Below are 16,220 nucleotides of genomic sequence, written 5' to 3' on the forward strand. Positions count from 1 at the left end.
CTCAGTGTCCTTTCTTTCACTCGGCCGGCGTCGGCGCGGTGGCGGTCACGCCGCCATGGCCGTCGTGGTCTTTGCCGTAGTGGGCTTTGAAGTCTTCCTCGATCGTGGCCGGTGGGGTCGTCGGCTTTTCGATCACGCCCAGAAGCGGCAGGATCACGAGGAAATAGGCGAACCAATAGGCCGAGCCGATCAGCGCGATATAGGGGTAGATCCCTTCGGCCGGCATCGCCCCCGCCCACATCAGGACGAAGAAGTTGACGACAAAGAGCCAGAACCACCACTTGAACATCGGCCGGTAGCGGCCCGAACGCACCGAAGAGGTGTCGAGCCACGGCACCAGCGCCATCACGATGATCGCGCCGAACATCGCCACCACGCCGAAGAACTTGGCGTCGACGATGCCCGCGGTCAGGAAGTCGACCAGCATCACCAGCCAGACTTCGCCGTCGAAGGCGCGCAGGATCGCGTAGAACGGCAGGAAGTACCATTCGGGCACGATATGCGCGGGCGTCACCAGCGGGTTGGCCTCGATGTAGTTGTCGGGGTGGCCGAGGTAGTTGGGCATGAAGCCCACGATCGCGAAGAAGGCGACGAGGATCACGGCAAGCGCGAACAGGTCCTTGATCACGAAATAGGGCCAGAAGGGCAGGGTGTCGGCCTCGGCTTCCTTTTTCGACGTGCGGCGAACTTCAACACCCGTGGGGTTGTTGTTGCCAGTCGTGTGGAAGGCCCAGACATGCACGATCACGAGGCCCAGGATGACGAAGGGCAACAGGTAGTGCAGCGACAGGAAGCGGTTCAGCGTGGCATTGTCCACCGCCGGTCCGCCCAGAAGCCAGGTCTGGATCGCCTCGCCCACGAAGGGGATGGCGCCGAAAAGGCCGGTGATCACGGTCGCGCCCCAGAAGGACATCTGACCCCAGGGCAGAACGTAGCCCATGAAGGCGGTGCCCATCATCAACAGGTAGATCAGCATGCCGATGATCCACGTCACCTCGCGCGGGGCCTTGTAGGAGCCGTAGTAGAGGCCGCGGAAGATGTGGAGGTAAACGGCGATGAAGAACAGCGACGCGCCGTTCTGGTGGATGTAGCGGATCGCCCATCCCCCGTTCACGTTGCGCATGATGTGCTCGACCGAAGCAAAGGCCAGGTCGACATGCGGCGTGTAGTGCATCACGAGGATGATGCCGGTCACGATCTGGAGAACCAGCGTGAAGACCAGCACGATGCCCCAGATCCACATCCAGTTGAGGTTCTTGGGGGTCGGGATCATCAGCGTGTCATACATCAGCGACACGATGGGGAGCCTGCGGTGCAACCACTTTTCGGCGTTGCTCTTCGGCTCGTAATGATCGTGGGGAATTCCGGACATGAGCGCGTTTCCTCCGGGTCAGCCGAGCAGGATCGTGGTTTCATCCACGAATTCTGCGACGGGAATGGGAAGGTTCTGGGGGGCGGGCCCGCGACGGATGCGGCCGGCGCCATCGTAATGCGACCCGTGGCAGGGGCAGAACCAGCCGCCGAAATCGCCGGCACCGTCACCGATCGGCACGCAGCCCAGATGGGTGCAAACGCCGATCTGGACCAGCCATTCGCCGGTGTTCTCGCCGTTGAAATCGGTCATCGTGCGGTTTTCGTCGGTCGCGGGCACATCGCCGAGATTGCGATTGCGGGCGATGGGATCGACAAGATCATCGACCGAAACGGCGCGCGCCTCGGCGATCTCTTCCTCGGTGCGGTGGCGGATGAACACGGGCTTTCCGAGGAACAGCACGGTCAGCTGCGTGCCGACATCGACGCCCGACACGTCGACGCGCATCTGGCTTGCCGCCTGCACGTCGGCGGAGGGGTTCATCTGGTTGACGAGGGGCCAAACTGCCGCCCCGACGGCCACGGCGCCGACACCGGCAGTGGCGTAGTACAGAAAATCGCGGCGATCACCGCTATGGTCTTCGGCGTGTGACACGGTTTCGCGTCTCCCCTTGTTCTGGGTCCGGGGAATGCCGGACCTTGAAAACCCGAGAGGGCGAAGGGAGTCGTCCCTTCACCCGGATAGTCCGCTGTCTATGGATTGCCGTTATAGGCGTCCAGCGGACAAACGCGCGCATCTTGGCCGAAATGTCGCATCCAAACCGCCGATTTCGAGCGCGTTTTCAGCCCTTGGGTGAGCGGCCTGCCCTCGGGCTTTCGCCTGAATTGAGCATTGCCGGTGTTCAGGGCAGCGGGCGGCGCATCACCCGGTGCAAGATGCCCGAGCCGTCGTCATATTCCGGCCCCTCGGCGACGAATCCCAGACCTTCGTAAAAGCCGATGACGCTGACCTGCGATTCCAGCATCGCTTCGGCGAAACCGGCGGTGCGCGCCGCGTTCAGCGCATGGTCCATGATCTTGCGGCCAAGCCCCGTGCCACGGGCCTGTGGCAGGACCGCGACGCGTCCGATCTTGGCCACGGCACCCCGCGCGATCAGGCGCGCGGTGCCCAGAGGGCCGGTATCATCCTCGGCCAGGATGTGCAGGCAGGTTTCATCCGCCGCGTCCCATTCCTCGGCCTCGGGGATGCCCTGTTCCTCGATGAAGACGGCCCGGCGCACGGCGAAACAGGCCGCGCGGGCGGCTGTCGTCGTGGCGGGGCCGATCCTCATGCGGGGGCGGTGGCGGCCATCGAGGGGCGGGCGGCGAAAGCGGCATACCATGCCGCCAGCGCCGGACGCCCCGCGCGCCAGTCGCGCGCCCCGTGCCGCAGGTCGAGATACCCCAACGCGCAGCCCACCGCGATCTGGCCCATGTCGAGCGGTCCGGCCAGATGGCTCATCCATTGCGCCTCGATCGCGTCGAGGCCACGGCTGACCTTGCCCCATTGCCCTTCGACCCAGGGGGCGAAACGCATCTCTTCGGGGCGATAGCGTTCCTCGTAGATCATGCCCACGGCGGCATCCATGATGCCGTCGGCGGTGGCCTCGAGCGTCAGAACCTCCCACAGGCGGGCCTCGGGATAGAGGGTGCCGCCGCGCGTCGCATCGAGGTAGCGGGTGATGACCCGGCTGTCATAGAGCGTCGGCCCCTCGTCGCGCACCAGCGCCGGGATCTTGCCCAGCGGATTGGCGGCGTTGATCCGCTCTTCGCCATGCACGGGCGAGGTTGCCACCTGTTCGAAGGGAATATCGGTGATGCCCAGTTCGGCGATCACCACGCGCGCCTTGCGCACGAAGGGCGAGAGCGGCGAGCCCAGAAGAACCTGCGTCATGCGAGCCTCCGCAGGCGAAGGCGGGCCAGCGCGCCAAGGTCGATTTCCACGCCCGGACCGGTCGCGCCCAGGCGGATGGCGCGCCGAAGGCGGGCGGTGGCGTTCATCTGCCCCGGCGCATGGCCCAGATGCGCGCCCTCGGGCATCCGGTCCATCTCGGCCTCGGTGGCGGGGTGCAGGCTGTGGGGCCGCGCGCGGCGCGCCACGGCATAGCTGAGCGCCGCGACCGCGCCATAGCGCAGCGCCGCAGCAGCGATCGGGGTGAACGGAATGGCCAAGGCGCAACCTCCCTTGCGGCTGGAACTTGCGCTCAGAGATAGGGGAAGGGCGTGTCGCTGTCCATCGGCGGCGGGCCGTCGCGCATGAGCTGGGCCAGCCTCTCGACCTCGTGCCCGATGGGCGAGGAAGCGACCGCATCGGCAGCGCCAAGCCGGGCCGCTTCGGTCTTGTTCTGGTTGAGCTTCCACGTCCCGTCGACCGCGTCCAGCGTGAACCGGAAGGGCAGGATGCCCCGCATCATCCGCGCCAGCGCCTCCTCTGGCATCTTGTCGACGGTCCAGGGTGTCTTGGGGGCAAGGCGATCCTCGAAATGGGCCGAAACGCGGTCGAGGTGGCGGCGCATCTCATCGGGATCGGCCGGGTGCAGATGCCCGCGCAAATGCACGGCGATGTAATTCCATGTCGGCACCTGCGCCGGGTCGCCATACCAATCGGGCGAAATGTAGCCATCGGGACCCATCACGGCGATGACGGCAGGCACGGGGCCTGTCACCGCCCGCGCGATGGGGTTCGAGCGCACAAGGTGCAGCTCGCCCATCGTCGCATCCGCGTTCAGCCAAAAGGGCACATGCGCCAGCATCGGCCCCTGATCGCCGTTCACGCACAAGGTGCCGAAACCGCGCGCGCGGGCAAAGGCGAGGTTCAGCGCCTCGGGTTCAGAGCGAAAGGCCGGGTTCGGGTGCATCTCTCTCCCCGTCGGTCAAGCGGTCAGCTGTTCGCCCGCGATGCCCGTGATCGTGGCGGTGACGATCTGGCCTTCGGGGTGGTCGGTGGCAAAGGAGACTTCGGTGAATTGCTCGGTTCGGCCCATGCGGGGGTTTTCCATCAGGATAAGGTGCGCGCGCCCGACCTGTCCGGCCAGATGCGCCGCGACCTGTGCTGCACCGGCTGCGCGCAGCCGCGCGGCGCGGTCCTTGATCGCGGGCCCTGCGACCTGTGGCATCCGCGCGGCGGGTGTGCCGGGGCGGGGCGAATAGGGAAAGACATGGAGCCAGGTCAGCCCGCAGTCCGCGACCAGCTTCAGCGAATTGTCGAAGGCGGCCTCCGTCTCGGTCGGGAAACCGGCGATGATGTCGGCGCCGAAGACCATGTCGGGGCGCAGCCGCCGCGCCTCCTCGCAGAACCGGATCGCATCGTCGCGCAGGTGGCGGCGCTTCATCCGTTTCAGGATCAGGTCGTCGCCATGCTGCAACGACAGGTGCAGATGGGGCATCAGGCGCGGCTCGGTCGCGATGGCCTGCATCAGGTTCTCGTCGGCTTCGATGGAATCGATCGAACTGATCCTGAGGCGCGGCAAATCGGGCACCAGCCGCAAGATGCGCATCACCAGATCGCCCAGCCGCGGCGCCCCCGGCAGGTCCGCGCCCCAGGAGGTCAGATCGACGCCGGTCAGCACCACCTCGTTATAGCCGCGATCGACCAGCCGCTTGATCTGATCGACCACGACACCCGCCGGAACGCTGCGCGAATTGCCGCGACCAAAGGGGATGATGCAAAAGGTGCAGCGATGATCGCACCCATTCTGGACCTGCACATAGGCGCGGCTGCGCGTGCCGAACCCGTCGATCAGGTGACCCGCCGTTTCGGTCACGGACATGATGTCGTCGACCTGCACCCGCTCGGTTTCTCCGATCAGGTCCACGGCCATGGCGGCCCATGTCTCGGGCTGCATCTTTTCGGTATTGCCGATGACGCGGTCGACCTCGGGCATCCGGGCGAAGGTTTCGGGCTCCGTCTGTGCGGCGCAGCCGGTGACGATCAGGGTCGCCTCGGGGTGCTGGCGGCGCAGGCGGCGGATGTCCTGACGGGCCTTGCGCACCGCCTCGGCGGTCACGGCGCAGGTGTTGACCACGACCGTCTGGCCAAGGCCCGCAGCCTCGGTCATCTCGCGCATGGCTTCGGTTTCATAGGCGTTGAGCCGACAGCCGAGCGTGTGAAAGACGGGCGCGGCGCTCATGGGATGGCGGCCAGCCAGTCGGGCGACAGATACCCCTCAAACACCAGCGCGGTCGGGCCGGTCATCCAGACGCCATCGTCACGCCAGTCGATGAAGATATCGCCGCCATCGAGCGTGATCTGGACCTTGCGCCCGGTCAGCCCGCGCCGCGCGGCGGCGACACCGACCGCACAGGATGACGAGCCGGAGGCCAGCGTGATCCCCGTGCCCCGTTCCCAGACCCGCATCCGCAGATGGTCGGGACCGATCACATGGGCGAACTGCACGTTGGTGCGTTCGGGAAAGAGCGGGTGATGTTCCATCTCCGCGCCCCGGGCGGCAAGGTCCACCGCCTCGGCATCGGCGACGAAAAAGCTGCAATGCGGATTGCCCATGCCGGTCGCCACCGGATCGCCGGGAATCGGCAGGTGCAGCAGGTCCACATCGCGGGCGAGCGGCACGCCCTGCCAGTCGAGCACGGGCTGCCCCATGTTGACCGAGGTCAGGCCGCCGCCCGCATCGCGCGCCTGCAACAGACCGCGTTCGGTCCGCAGCGTCAGCGTGCTCTTGCCAGTCCGCGCCATTTCCCGCGCGGCGATGCAGCGCGTGGCATTGCCGCAGGTCGAGGACAGGCTGCCATCGGCGTTCCAGAAGGTCAGCCGCAGATCGGAATCATCCCCCGTTTCGACCTGCGCCAGTTGGTCAAAGCCCACGCCCCGGTGACGATCGGCCAGCGCACGCGCCAAGGCGGGCGTGACGGCGGCATCGGTGTTGCGCGCGTCGATCACCACGAAGTCATTGCCAAGCCCGTGCATTTTCACAAAGGGCAGGCCGGAAGGGGGCGGCATCTGGGACATGCGCGGGCACATACACCTCTGCGGCTTGCAAGGAAATCCCCCGCCCGGTTTTTGGCTTGACGCCGCCAAACCCCCGCCGTAGAGACGCGGCCCTGAGTGGGCCCGTAGCTCAGTTGGTAGAGCAGTTGACTTTTAATCAATTGGTCACAGGTTCGAATCCTGTCGGGCTCACCATTTATCCCCTGTGAAACAAGATGATGATGCCGGTCGCGAACCATGCGCCGCCTGTCGTTTTCCCTATGGGGTTTCCGGTGCGATGGCCTATCAAGGGGCCATGTTCCTGAGCGTTTTCGACATCTTCAAGATCGGCGTCGGCCCGTCCTCGTCCCACACGATGGGGCCGATGACGGCTGCGGCGCGATTCTTGTCCGACCTGCGATCGGGTCGGGAAAAGGAGCCGGGCGCGGGGGAATTGGCGGCGCTTGGCTGCACGCTGCATGGCTCGCTTGCCTTTACCGGCAAGGGGCATGCGACCGACCGGGCCGTGATCCTTGGCCTTTCGGGCCACGTGCCCGCAACGCTCGATCCCGACCGGGCCGAGGCGCTGGAGGCCGAGGTGCGCCGGACGGGTCTCGTCACGCCGCCGGGCCTGCCGCCCCTGCGCTTCGATCCCGAAAGCGACCTGGTCTTCGACTACGGCCCGCCGCTGCCCGGTCATGCCAATGGCATGGTGCTGCGCGCCTTCGACGGGGCCGGGAACCTCTACATGGAGGAGACCTATTATTCCGTCGGGGGCGGTTTCGTCCTGACCGCGCGGGAATTGGCGGGGGGAACGCCGGGGGGTGCTGGCGCGCTCCATGACGAAAAGGCGGCGGCGGGATATCCCTATCCCTTTGGGTCTGCTGCAGAAATGCTGGCGATGGGGCGCGCGTCGGGCAAGAGCATCGCCGAGATGAAATGGGCCAATGAAACCGCCCGCCACCCCGCGCGCGAGGTGCAAGAGCGGCTCGATGCCGTCTGGCAGGCGATGGACGATTGCATCGACCGGGGCCTGAGGATGGAGGGCGAGCTGCCCGGCGGGTTGCGCGTCAAGCGGCGCGCGCGGGCGATCCACCAGCAATTGCTGGCCGAACGCGGCTCGAACCTGGCCCAGCCGCATACGGTGAACGATTGGTTGTCGGTCTATGCGATGGCCGTGAACGAGGAAAACGCCGCGGGCGGGCGGGTCGTCACCTCGCCCACCAATGGGGCTGCCGGCGTGGTGCCTGCGGTGCTGCGCTATTACCGTGACCATTGCATCGGTGCGACGGAAGATGGGCGGCGGCGGTTCCTGATGGCGGCCTCGGCCATCGGGGGGTTGATCAAGCACAATGCCAGCATCTCGGGCGCCGAGGTGGGCTGTCAGGGCGAGGTCGGATCGGCCAGCGCCATGGCGGCGGCGGGGCTGTGCGCGGCCTTGGGCGGGACCAATGAACAGGTTGAAAACGCGGCGGAAATCGCGTTGGAGCATCATCTGGGCATGACCTGCGACCCGGTGGGCGGCTTGGTGCAGGTGCCCTGTATCGAGCGCAACGGGCTGGGCGCGATCAAGGCGGTTTCGGCGGCGTCATTGGCGTTGCGCGGTGATGGCACGCATTTCATGCCGCTCGACAATTGCATCGAGGCGATGCGGCAGACGGGTCTCGACATGTCGACGAAGTACAAGGAAACGAGCCTTGGCGGATTGGCGGTCAACCTGCCGGAATGTTGAGGGTGCGGTGGGTTCTGTGGGCCGTGCGGTGCGCCTGAAGGCGCACCCTACACGGGGTTTAATGGTTTGTGCGAAACCTTGAGGCTTCGTTAAGATCCGGGGGCGGATGTTGACGGAAGGTTGCCGTGGACTTGACCGGTTAGGGATTTGTTGGCCGGGTGCGTTCTGGTGGGCAGATTGCCCAACCTACCGGACGGTGTCGCCGGGGAGGAAGACGGGGGCGAGCGTCACCACCTCGTTCGTCAGGGCATTGGCCGCGATCAGTTCGGCCGCGCGGCGGCCGATGTCGTGACGCTGGCTGTCCATCGTGGCGATGCGCATCGGCAGGCCGTCCAGCACTTCGAAGGAATTGAACCCGGCAAGCCCGATCCGGCCCGGAATATCCATGCCCTTTTCGAGGCAATAGAGCAGCCCGCCCGCCGCGTTGATGTCACTGTTGTAGTAGAGGAAATCGAGGTCGGGCGTGCGGCCCAATATCTCGGCGGTCATGCCGCGCCCGGTGCCGAAGCCGGACGTGCCCGCGTAAAGACAGGCATCGGTGAGCGACAGCCCCGCCTCGGCCAGACCCTGTTCGAAGCCCTGCCGCCGTTTCTGCGCGCGGTGGTCCTTGATCGAGGAGGAGCCGCAATAGCCGATCTTGCGATAGCCGCGCGCGGCAATCTCGCGGGCCATCTGGCGCCCGGCCTCGAGATGGCTGATGCCGACGCAAGCCGCGACGGGGTCGCCGTCGACATCCATCACCTCGACCACGGGGATGCCCGCATTGGCCATCATCGCGCGGGCGGCATCGGAATGTTCGAGCCCCGCCACGATCAGCCCGGAGGGCCGCCAGCTGAGCATTTCGTAGATCACCTTTTCCTCGAGATCGTCGTCGTATTTCGAGGTGCCGATCACGGGTTGCAGCGGCGTTTCGTCCAGCACCTCGCCGATGCCGGCCAGAACGTCGGGAAAGACCATGTTCGAGAGCGACGGGATGACCACGCCCACCAGGTTCACCCGGTTGGAGGCCAGCGCGCCCGCGATCTTGTTGGGGACATAGCCGAGCTTGCGGGCGGCGGCGAAGACGCGTTCGCGCGTCTGGGCCGAGACATCGCCCCGGCTGCGCAACACGCGGCTGACGGTCATTTCCGACACGCCCGCAGCCTCGGCCACGTCGCGGAGCGTCATCTGGGGTTTTCCGTCGAAAGGGTTGCGTCCGCGCAAAAATCCGGTCCTTTGAGGCTGTCGCCGTGCGACCAGTGTTAGGTCGCCCCGCGCCCTACCGCAAGCCGCGTGCGAATTGCGCCTTGCCCGACGGGCGCGAATGGCCGAAAACGCGGGCGGCGTGGCCCCGTGGCTCAACTGGATAGAGCAGTCCCCTCCTAAGGGACAGGTTACAGGTTCGAATCCTGTCGGGGTCGCCAGATTTTCAGCCGATGACATTCCTGTCGCGCAAGTTGGCGATGGTGGCGGCGTCATAGCCCGCCTCGGCCAGGACGGCATCGGTATGGGCGCCCAGATCGGGGGCGGGGTGGCGGACCTGCAAGGGCGTTTGAGAGAACTTCACCGGGAAGCCCACCATTTTCACGGTGCCATGGCCGGGATGGGGCACGGACAGCACCATGTCCTGTGCCGCGACCTGCGGATCGGCCAGCGCCTCGGTCAGGGTCTGGACCCGGCCACAGGGCACGCCCGCGCCATTGAGCCGCGTGATCCAGTTTTCCTGCGTGTCATGGGCGAGGGCGGCGTCGATCAGCGCGTTCAGCGCCGCGCGGTTCTGGACCCGGGCCTCGTTCGTGGCGAAGCGGGGATCGGACAAAAGATCGGGCAGGCCGATTTCGGCCAGAAGGCGTTTGACGATGGGCAGGGTCGAGGGCGCGATGGCGATATCGCCGTCCTGCGCGCGGAACAGGCCATAGGGTGATGCGATGGGATGGTCATTGCCGGTGGGGGCGGCATCGCGGCCCGTCACCAGCGCATTGGCCGATAGATAGGCCATCATCGACATCATCGACATCATCATGGAGGCTTCGACCCGTTGCGCGGGCCCGCCCCTGTCGCGGCCGGCGAGTGCCGCGACCGCGCCAAGGGCCGCGTAGAGCCCCGCGATCAGGTCGGTGAGCGGCGGGCCGGTGCGCAAGGGGCCGGTATCGGGGCGACCATTGGTGGTCATGTAGCCCGACATGGCCTGCGCGATGAAATCGAAGGCCGGGCGGTCGGCATAGGGGCCGGTCGAGCCATAGCCATTGACCGAGACCACGATCAGGCGGGGGTTGATGTCGGCCAGCCGTTCGGGCGTGAAGCCCATTTCGGACAGGACGCCGGGGCGGAAATTCTCGGTCAGGATGTCGGCATCGGCGAGCAGACGCTCGAGCACCTTGAGCCCCTCGGGGTTGCGCAGGTCGAGGACGACGGACCGCTTGTTGCGGTTGAAGCTGGCGAAATACCAGGAGAAGCCGTCGACCTTTTCGCCCTGGCCGCGCACATGGTCGCCGCCCGGGGCCTCGATCTTGATCACATCGGCCCCGAGATCGCCAAGGATCATGGCGCAGAAGGGACCGGACAGGATGCGGGTGAGGTCGACCACCCGCACGCCGGACAGGGGAAGCTGGCTCATCCTGCGGCCGTGGCGGTCAGGCCGGGATCGTAGCGGCGCAGGCGCGGGCCGGATTTGATGACCTGCCCCGGAAGCTCGCGGCCGATGATGTCCTGGGCGAGTTTCGCGGCCGTGATCATCGCGTCGAGGTCGACACCCGTGTCATAGCCGCTTTCGTTCAGGAGATAGACCAGATCCTCGGTGCAGATGTTGCCGGTGGCCCCGGCAGCAAAGGGGCAGCCGCCCAGGCCGCCCACGGAGGCGTCGTAATGGGTCACGCCTTCGGCCAGGCCCGCCATGACACAGGCCAGACCCACACCGCGCGTGTTGTGGAAATGGAGGCCGATGCCCAGCCCCGGCGCCTCGGCCCGGATCGCCTGGACGGCGGCGCGGACGGTGGCGGGGGTGGCCATGCCGGTGGTATCGCCCAGACCCACGGCGGTCGCGCCGAGATCCTGGTAGCGTTTGGCGATGCGGGCCACCTGTTCGGGGGGCACCACGCCCTCGAAGGGGCAGCCGAAGGCCGTGGCGATGCCGCCTTCGACCATGATCCCCTTTTGCAGCATCAGGTCGCAGACGGCCTCGAAATCCTTGAGCGAGGCGTCGATGGGGCGGTTCACGTTCTTGCGGTTGTGGGTCTCTGACGCGGAGACGACGGTATGGACCGCATCCACCCCGCAGGCGGCGGCGCGTTCGGCCCCCTTGAGATTGGGGATGAGGGCGGTGATCAGCGCCCCCTTTGGCCGGTCGATGCCGGCAAGCACGGCTTCGGCATCGGCGAGTTGCGGCACGGCGCGGGGGCTGACGAAGGAGGTCACCTGCATCGCGCGCAATCCGGCGGCGAAGAGCGCGTTGATGATCGCGATCTTCTTGTCGGTCGGGATGAAGGTGGATTCGATCTGGAACCCGTCGCGGGGGCCGACCTCGCAGATGGTGATATGGGCACCGTCGGGGACGGGGGGGGAGGCGGCGTGGGTCATGGTCTGTCCTTGTCGCGCGGCAGGGGCCGGGGCGGGGTTGCGGGCGCATATTGGCGCGCTGTCGCAGGCCACGGCAAGGGCGGGGCGCGGCGCCTGTTCCGGTCTCATGGCGTCTTGTTATGCTGCTTTTGCAGAAAGGGCAGGCGGGGGTGGGGCGGTCGGGGCACCGCGTGGGAATTTTCAAACCCTTGATATCATGTGGTTTTGTGGAGGTTATTGAGGGTTGTGCCGCATTGCGGCTAGCCATCGATCCTCGGGGCTCAGGCATGAAAAATGGTGATGTCAGGCGTGAGCACCCGTCATGCACGCTTGCAAAACATTTGCAGATGCAATCCCCTGCAAGCGGTTTGGCACAAGGGAGGAGAGGACCTTATGACCGTACGTACACTGACTTCCGTGAAACTGGGGGCCGTGCTGGCGGCCGCATTGACCGTGACGGCTGCGCCCGCATCGGCGACCGAATGCATCGCGCCGTCGAACCCCGGCGGCGGCTGGGATTTCACCTGCCGCACGATCGGGCGCGTGCTGGGCGAGCTGGGTCTTGTCGAGGGCAACGTCCAGGTCACCAACATGCCCGGCGGCGTCGGGGCCGTGACCTTTGCCATGGTCGCAGCCGAGCGCCCGGATGACGAGGACCTGATCGTCGCCACCTCGACCGTCGGCGTCACGCAGATGGCGCAGGGCCGTTACCCCGCGCCGCTGGAAACCATGCGCTACCTGGCGATGCTGGGTGCCGATGTGGGCGTGATCGCGGTCGACAACGACAGCCCGATCCAGTCGCTGGCCGAGCTGACCGCCGCCATCGCGGCCGATCCGGGCTCGCTCGTGACGGGTGGTTCGTCGGGCGCTGGCGGCTGGGACCATATCCGCCTGTTGATGGTGGCCGATGCGACCGGCACCGAGGATCTGAGCGCGATCCGCTGGGTGCAGTTCGACGGCGGCACCGATGCGGTCACGCAGATGATGGGCGGCCAGATCGACGTGGTGTCGACCGACATGGGCGAGATCGCGGGCTTCGTGGAATCGGGCGATATCCGCGTCCTGGCGGCGCTGTCGGATGATCCGATCCCGGCTTTCCCGGATATCCCCACCGCGATTTCGCAGGGTGTGGACGTGACCGGCTACAACTGGCGCGGGCTTTACACCGGCGGCCAGGTGTCGGACGCGGCCTATGACGGCTGGGTCGAGCGGCTCGAGACGCTCTACAATTCGGACAACTGGCAGACGGCCGCGACCTCGGCAGGTCTGGTGCCGATCTGGCGCGGCGGTGCCGAATTCGAAGCCTTCGTCCGGGATCAGGCGGGGATCATGGAGCAGATCTCGCGCGATATCGGCATCATTCAATGACAGGAATGAGCGTCAGGCTCTTTGGTGCCGCGGTCTTTGCGATCGCGGCACTTTATACGCTGCACTCGCAGACGTATCAGATCACCTTTGGCGACGTGCTGGGGCCGTCGGTCTTTCCGCTGATCGTGGGCATTCCGATGATGATCCTGTCGGCCTCGCTGGTGATCTTTCCGACCGGACAGGTGGAATGGCCGGGACGGGACCGTCTGTGGCGGCAGGCCGTCGCGCTGGCGGCTTTCGTCGGCTACACGCTGGTGATGGAAGAGCTGGGCTTTCCCATCGCAACGGCGGCGCTGATCGCCATCGTCGGCATCGTGATGGGGGGCGCGCCCTGGCGAGCCATCGCGCTGGGCGCGGTATTCGGCCCCGGCCTGTGGGCGCTGTTCGACAAGGTGCTGGGATTGCCGCTTGATTTTCTGGGGACGCTGTTCGGCTGAGGCCGGAGCAGCGTGGGGGGACCATCCATGGAAGTGCTCTCGCTGATCGGCAACGGCTTTCTGGTCGCGCTGACGCCGCTCAACATCGGCCTGTTGCTGATGGGCTGTTTCGTCGGCACGCTCTTGGGCGCGCTGCCGGGGTTGGGGCCGGTGAACGGGGTGGCGGTGCTGATCCCGCTGACATTCGCCTTTGGCTTCGATCCCACCTCGTCGCTGATCTTGCTGTGTGCGGTCTATTTCGGCTGCATGTACGGGGGGCGGATTTCGTCGATCCTGCTCAACATTCCGGGCGACGAGCCGGCGATCATGACCACGCTCGACGGCTATCCGATGGCGGTGCAGGGGCAGGCGGCCAATGCGCTGGCGATTTCGGGCGTCGCGTCGTTCGTGGGGGCGACCATCGCGGTGATCGGCCTGTCGCTGTTTGCGCCCGTGCTGGCGCGCGCGGCGATCCATTTCGGACCGGCGGATTATTTCGCGCTCTATATCCTTGCCTTTGCCACCATCGGCGGCATCGCGGGGGTCGATCCGCGCAAGACGCTGTTGTCGGCCCTGATCGGGTTGATGCTGGCTACCGTGGGCATCGACCCGATTTCGGGCGTGCCGCGCTACACGATGGACAATTTCCACCTTTATGACGGGATCCAGCCCATCGTCGCGCTGGTGGGTCTGTTCGCGATCTCGGAGATCCTGCTGCTCTTGGAAAAGACCGCCAAGGAACGGCCCAAGGCGATCAAGGTGGACCGCTGGTTGCCGCAATGGTCGGCGATCTGGCCGACGCGCTGGGCGATGCTGAGGGGCTCGGGCGTGGGCTTCGTCGCGGGCGTGTTGCCGGGGGCCGGTGCCTCGCTGGGCTCGTTCATGGCCTATGTCTTCGAAAAGCAGAAATCGAATGCCAAGGGCACGTTCGGCAAGGGTGATCCGCGCGGCGTGGCCGCCCCGGAGGCGGGGAACAACGCGGCGGCGGGCGGTGCGCTGATCCCGATGCTGTCCTTGGGCGTGCCGGGGTCGGGGACGACGGCGGTGCTGCTGGCGATGCTCATCTCGCTCAACGTCCAGCCGGGTCCGTTGTTGTTCGAGCGTCAGCCCGATCTGGTCTGGGGTCTGGTGGCGTCGCTCTACCTGGCCAATATCGCGCTTCTGATCCTGAACCTGCCGATGATCGGCATCTTTACCCGGTTGATGATGACGCCCACCTGGGCGCTGATGCCGGTGGTGGCCGCGATCACCTTTGTCGGGGTCTACGGCATCTCGAATTCGATCTTCGACCTTGAGTTGATGGTGTTTTTCGGGGTGATCGGCTACATCATGCGCAAGCTCGACATCAGCCTGGTGCCGCTGGTCCTGGGGCTTTTGCTGGGGGGTGACATGGAACGGGCGCTGCGCCGGGCGATGTCGATCTCGGCGGGGGATTGGGGCATCCTGATCGCGAGCCCGATTTCGATCACGCTTTATGTTCTGACCGCGGGCTTCTTGGCGCTGTCGGTCTGGCTGGCGGTGCGCGACCACAAGCAGAGCAAGGCCGAGCGCCTGACCGAAGGCTGAGGCGGCGGCGTGGCAGGGGGCACGCGCTACGATCTCGTGTCGCTGGCGCTGTTTCGCAGCGTGGCAAGCGGGGGCAGCATCGCGCAGGCGGCCAGCCTGCATGGGCTGGTGCCCTCGGCCGTGAGCAAAAGGATCGCGGATCTGGAGGCGCTGGTGGGTGTGCCGCTCTTGAACCGGCATCGCCGGGGGGTGGAGCTGACACCGGCGGGGCGTGACCTGCTCCGCCACGCGGAGGCCTTGCGCGATGCGGTCGACCGGATGGAGGCCGAGATGGGGGCCCATGCCACGGGTCGGCGCGGGGCGATCCGGGTGGCGGCAAATTCCTCGGCCATCTCGCAGTTTTTGCCCGAGGATCTGGCGGAATTCGTGACGGCGCATCCCGATCTGACCGTGAACCTGGCCGAGATGACGAGCGTGGAGGTGATCGAGGCGGTCCGCGCGGGAAGGGTCGATCTGGGCATATTCTCGGGGCTGACCGACGCCGCTGGCCTGTCGATCCTGCCCTATCGGCGCGACACGCTGGTCGTCGTCATGCCCGCCGACCACCCGTTGGCGCGCAACAGGGTGCTGCGGCTGGAGGATGTGGTGGGCGAGCCTTTTGTCGCGCTGCAGGCCGGAAGCTCGATCCAGACCTGGATCGAACGCTGGGCCGAGGAATTGGGCGCGCGCATCCGCACACAGGTGGCGGTGCAGAGTTTCGACGGGGTGCGGCGCATGGTTCAGGCAAGGCTGGGGATCGCGGTTCTGCCCTTTGGCGCGGTCGAGCCCTATCTGGATGCGACGCGGTTGGCGATGGTGCCGCTGGACGAGCCATGGGCCACGCGGGACCTGCTGTTGGCAGTGCGCGATTTGGCGGCGGTCAGTCCGCAGACCGCGGCCCTGATCGCGACATTGCGCGGTCAGGCGGGATGAACGAGAGGAAGGGAAAGCCGATGGGAACCTTTGACGAGGATCTGTTCGAGAAGGGGTTGGCGCGGCGCAAGGCGACGCTGGGGGCCGAATATGTCCAGAAAAGCCTGGATGGCGCGGATGATCTGACGCGCGGCTTTCAGGAGGCGATGACGGCCTGGTGCTGGGGGTTCGGCTGGGGCGATGATGCGATCGACGCCAAGACGCGCAGCCTGATGAACCTGTCGATGCTGGGCGCGCTCGGCAAGATGCATGAATGGGAATTGCATTGCCGGGGCGCGCTGAACAATGGCTGCACGGTCGAGGAGATCCGCGCCGCCTGTCACGCGGTGGCGATTTATTGCGGCGTGCCGCAGGCGCATGAATGTTTCCGCGTCGCGCGCAAGGTGCTGGAGGAGCGGGGGCTGATCTGAGGCCCGCG

17 protein-coding genes and 2 tRNA genes are annotated in these 16,220 nt (G+C 66.3%); 8 read left to right on the forward strand and 11 right to left on the reverse strand.

Annotated features, from left to right (window positions below):
• Positions 1-16: 16 nt before the first annotated feature.
• The 8 genes from AABA51_RS00765 to dapF all read right to left on the reverse strand — a co-directional run bounded on the left by AABA51_RS00765 (position 17) and on the right by dapF (position 6,316).
• Positions 17-1,372 carry a cytochrome b gene (locus AABA51_RS00765; RefSeq protein WP_338273444.1) on the reverse strand — a complete coding sequence of 452 codons (1,356 nt, stop codon included), beginning with the start codon at positions 1,370-1,372 and terminating at the stop codon, positions 17-19.
• An 18-nt stretch (positions 1,373-1,390) separates the two neighbouring features.
• Positions 1,391-1,966, reverse strand: coding sequence for a ubiquinol-cytochrome c reductase iron-sulfur subunit (petA, locus tag AABA51_RS00770; RefSeq protein WP_338273445.1), 576 nt, complete (start codon positions 1,964-1,966; stop codon positions 1,391-1,393).
• A gap of 247 nt (positions 1,967-2,213) precedes the next feature.
• Positions 2,214-2,642, reverse strand: coding sequence for a GNAT family N-acetyltransferase (locus AABA51_RS00775; RefSeq protein ID WP_338273446.1), 429 nt, complete (start codon positions 2,640-2,642; stop codon positions 2,214-2,216).
• Entirely contained in the window at positions 2,639-3,244 is a 606-nt protein-coding gene (locus AABA51_RS00780) for a glutathione S-transferase (RefSeq protein ID WP_338273447.1), read from the reverse strand. Before AABA51_RS00780 ends, AABA51_RS00775 begins: the two co-directional genes overlap by 4 nt.
• Positions 3,241-3,522, reverse strand: a complete 282-nt coding sequence (locus tag AABA51_RS00785; protein ID WP_338273448.1) for a hypothetical protein — start codon at positions 3,520-3,522, stop codon at positions 3,241-3,243. Before AABA51_RS00785 ends, AABA51_RS00780 begins: the two co-directional genes overlap by 4 nt.
• Positions 3,523-3,554: 32 nt before the next feature.
• Positions 3,555-4,208: an FMN-binding negative transcriptional regulator gene (locus AABA51_RS00790; RefSeq protein ID WP_338273449.1), complete on the reverse strand. Its 654-nt coding sequence runs from the start codon at positions 4,206-4,208 to the stop codon at positions 3,555-3,557.
• A 15-nt stretch (positions 4,209-4,223) separates the two neighbouring features.
• A complete protein-coding gene (gene mtaB, locus AABA51_RS00795) occupies positions 4,224-5,480 on the reverse strand; it encodes a tRNA (N(6)-L-threonylcarbamoyladenosine(37)-C(2))-methylthiotransferase MtaB (protein WP_338273450.1) in 1,257 nt (418 codons plus the stop codon).
• Positions 5,477-6,316, reverse strand: a complete 840-nt coding sequence (dapF, locus tag AABA51_RS00800; protein ID WP_338273451.1) for a diaminopimelate epimerase — start codon at positions 6,314-6,316, stop codon at positions 5,477-5,479. The genes mtaB and dapF overlap by 4 nt, the downstream gene beginning before the upstream one ends.
• Positions 6,317-6,414: 98 nt before the next feature.
• Between dapF and AABA51_RS00805 the strand changes: the two genes are divergently transcribed.
• A tRNA-Lys gene (locus AABA51_RS00805) sits at positions 6,415-6,490 on the forward strand.
• A gap of 100 nt (positions 6,491-6,590) precedes the next feature.
• Positions 6,591-8,006 carry an L-serine ammonia-lyase gene (locus AABA51_RS00810; RefSeq protein ID WP_338276368.1) on the forward strand — a complete coding sequence of 472 codons (1,416 nt, stop codon included), beginning with the start codon at positions 6,591-6,593 and terminating at the stop codon, positions 8,004-8,006.
• A 186-nt stretch (positions 8,007-8,192) separates the two neighbouring features.
• Here the strand turns inward: AABA51_RS00810 and AABA51_RS00815 are convergent, their stop codons facing one another.
• Positions 8,193-9,173 (reverse strand): LacI family DNA-binding transcriptional regulator, encoded by a 981-nt coding sequence (locus AABA51_RS00815; protein ID WP_338273452.1) that lies wholly within the window; start codon positions 9,171-9,173, stop codon positions 8,193-8,195.
• 159 nt (positions 9,174-9,332) lie between these two features.
• Between AABA51_RS00815 and AABA51_RS00820 the strand changes: the two genes are divergently transcribed.
• A tRNA-Arg gene (locus AABA51_RS00820) sits at positions 9,333-9,409 on the forward strand.
• A gap of 5 nt (positions 9,410-9,414) precedes the next feature.
• Here AABA51_RS00820 and AABA51_RS00825 read toward each other — a convergent pair.
• Entirely contained in the window at positions 9,415-10,602 is a 1,188-nt protein-coding gene (locus tag AABA51_RS00825; protein ID WP_338273453.1) for a CaiB/BaiF CoA transferase family protein, read from the reverse strand.
• On the reverse strand, positions 10,599-11,561 hold the full coding sequence (locus AABA51_RS00830; protein ID WP_338273454.1) for a hydroxymethylglutaryl-CoA lyase: 963 nt from the start codon (positions 11,559-11,561) through the stop codon (positions 10,599-10,601). The genes AABA51_RS00825 and AABA51_RS00830 overlap by 4 nt, the downstream gene beginning before the upstream one ends.
• 372 nt (positions 11,562-11,933) lie before the next feature.
• On the opposite strand from AABA51_RS00830, the gene AABA51_RS00835 reads away from it, so the two are divergent.
• The 5 genes from AABA51_RS00835 to AABA51_RS00855 are packed head-to-tail and all read left to right on the forward strand — an operon-like array spanning position 11,934 to position 16,212.
• On the forward strand, positions 11,934-12,908 hold the full coding sequence (locus AABA51_RS00835; RefSeq protein ID WP_338273455.1) for a Bug family tripartite tricarboxylate transporter substrate binding protein: 975 nt from the start codon (positions 11,934-11,936) through the stop codon (positions 12,906-12,908).
• A gap of 5 nt (positions 12,909-12,913) precedes the next feature.
• A complete protein-coding gene (locus tag AABA51_RS00840) occupies positions 12,914-13,345 on the forward strand; it encodes a tripartite tricarboxylate transporter TctB family protein (protein ID WP_338273456.1) in 432 nt (143 codons plus the stop codon).
• Positions 13,346-13,372: 27 nt separating this feature from the next.
• Entirely contained in the window at positions 13,373-14,890 is a 1,518-nt protein-coding gene (locus tag AABA51_RS00845) for a tripartite tricarboxylate transporter permease (protein ID WP_338273457.1), read from the forward strand.
• A 9-nt stretch (positions 14,891-14,899) separates the two neighbouring features.
• The gene (locus tag AABA51_RS00850; RefSeq protein ID WP_338273459.1) at positions 14,900-15,802 is read left to right on the forward strand and encodes a LysR substrate-binding domain-containing protein; all 903 of its coding nucleotides are present in this window, start codon (positions 14,900-14,902) and stop codon (positions 15,800-15,802) included.
• 20 nt (positions 15,803-15,822) lie between these two features.
• The gene (locus AABA51_RS00855; RefSeq protein WP_338276370.1) at positions 15,823-16,212 is read left to right on the forward strand and encodes a carboxymuconolactone decarboxylase family protein; all 390 of its coding nucleotides are present in this window, start codon (positions 15,823-15,825) and stop codon (positions 16,210-16,212) included.
• Positions 16,213-16,220 lie beyond the last annotated feature (8 nt).

The sequence above is a fragment of the Roseicyclus marinus genome, from assembly GCF_036322625.1.
Classification (GTDB): domain Bacteria; phylum Pseudomonadota; class Alphaproteobacteria; order Rhodobacterales; family Rhodobacteraceae; genus Roseicyclus; species Roseicyclus marinus_A.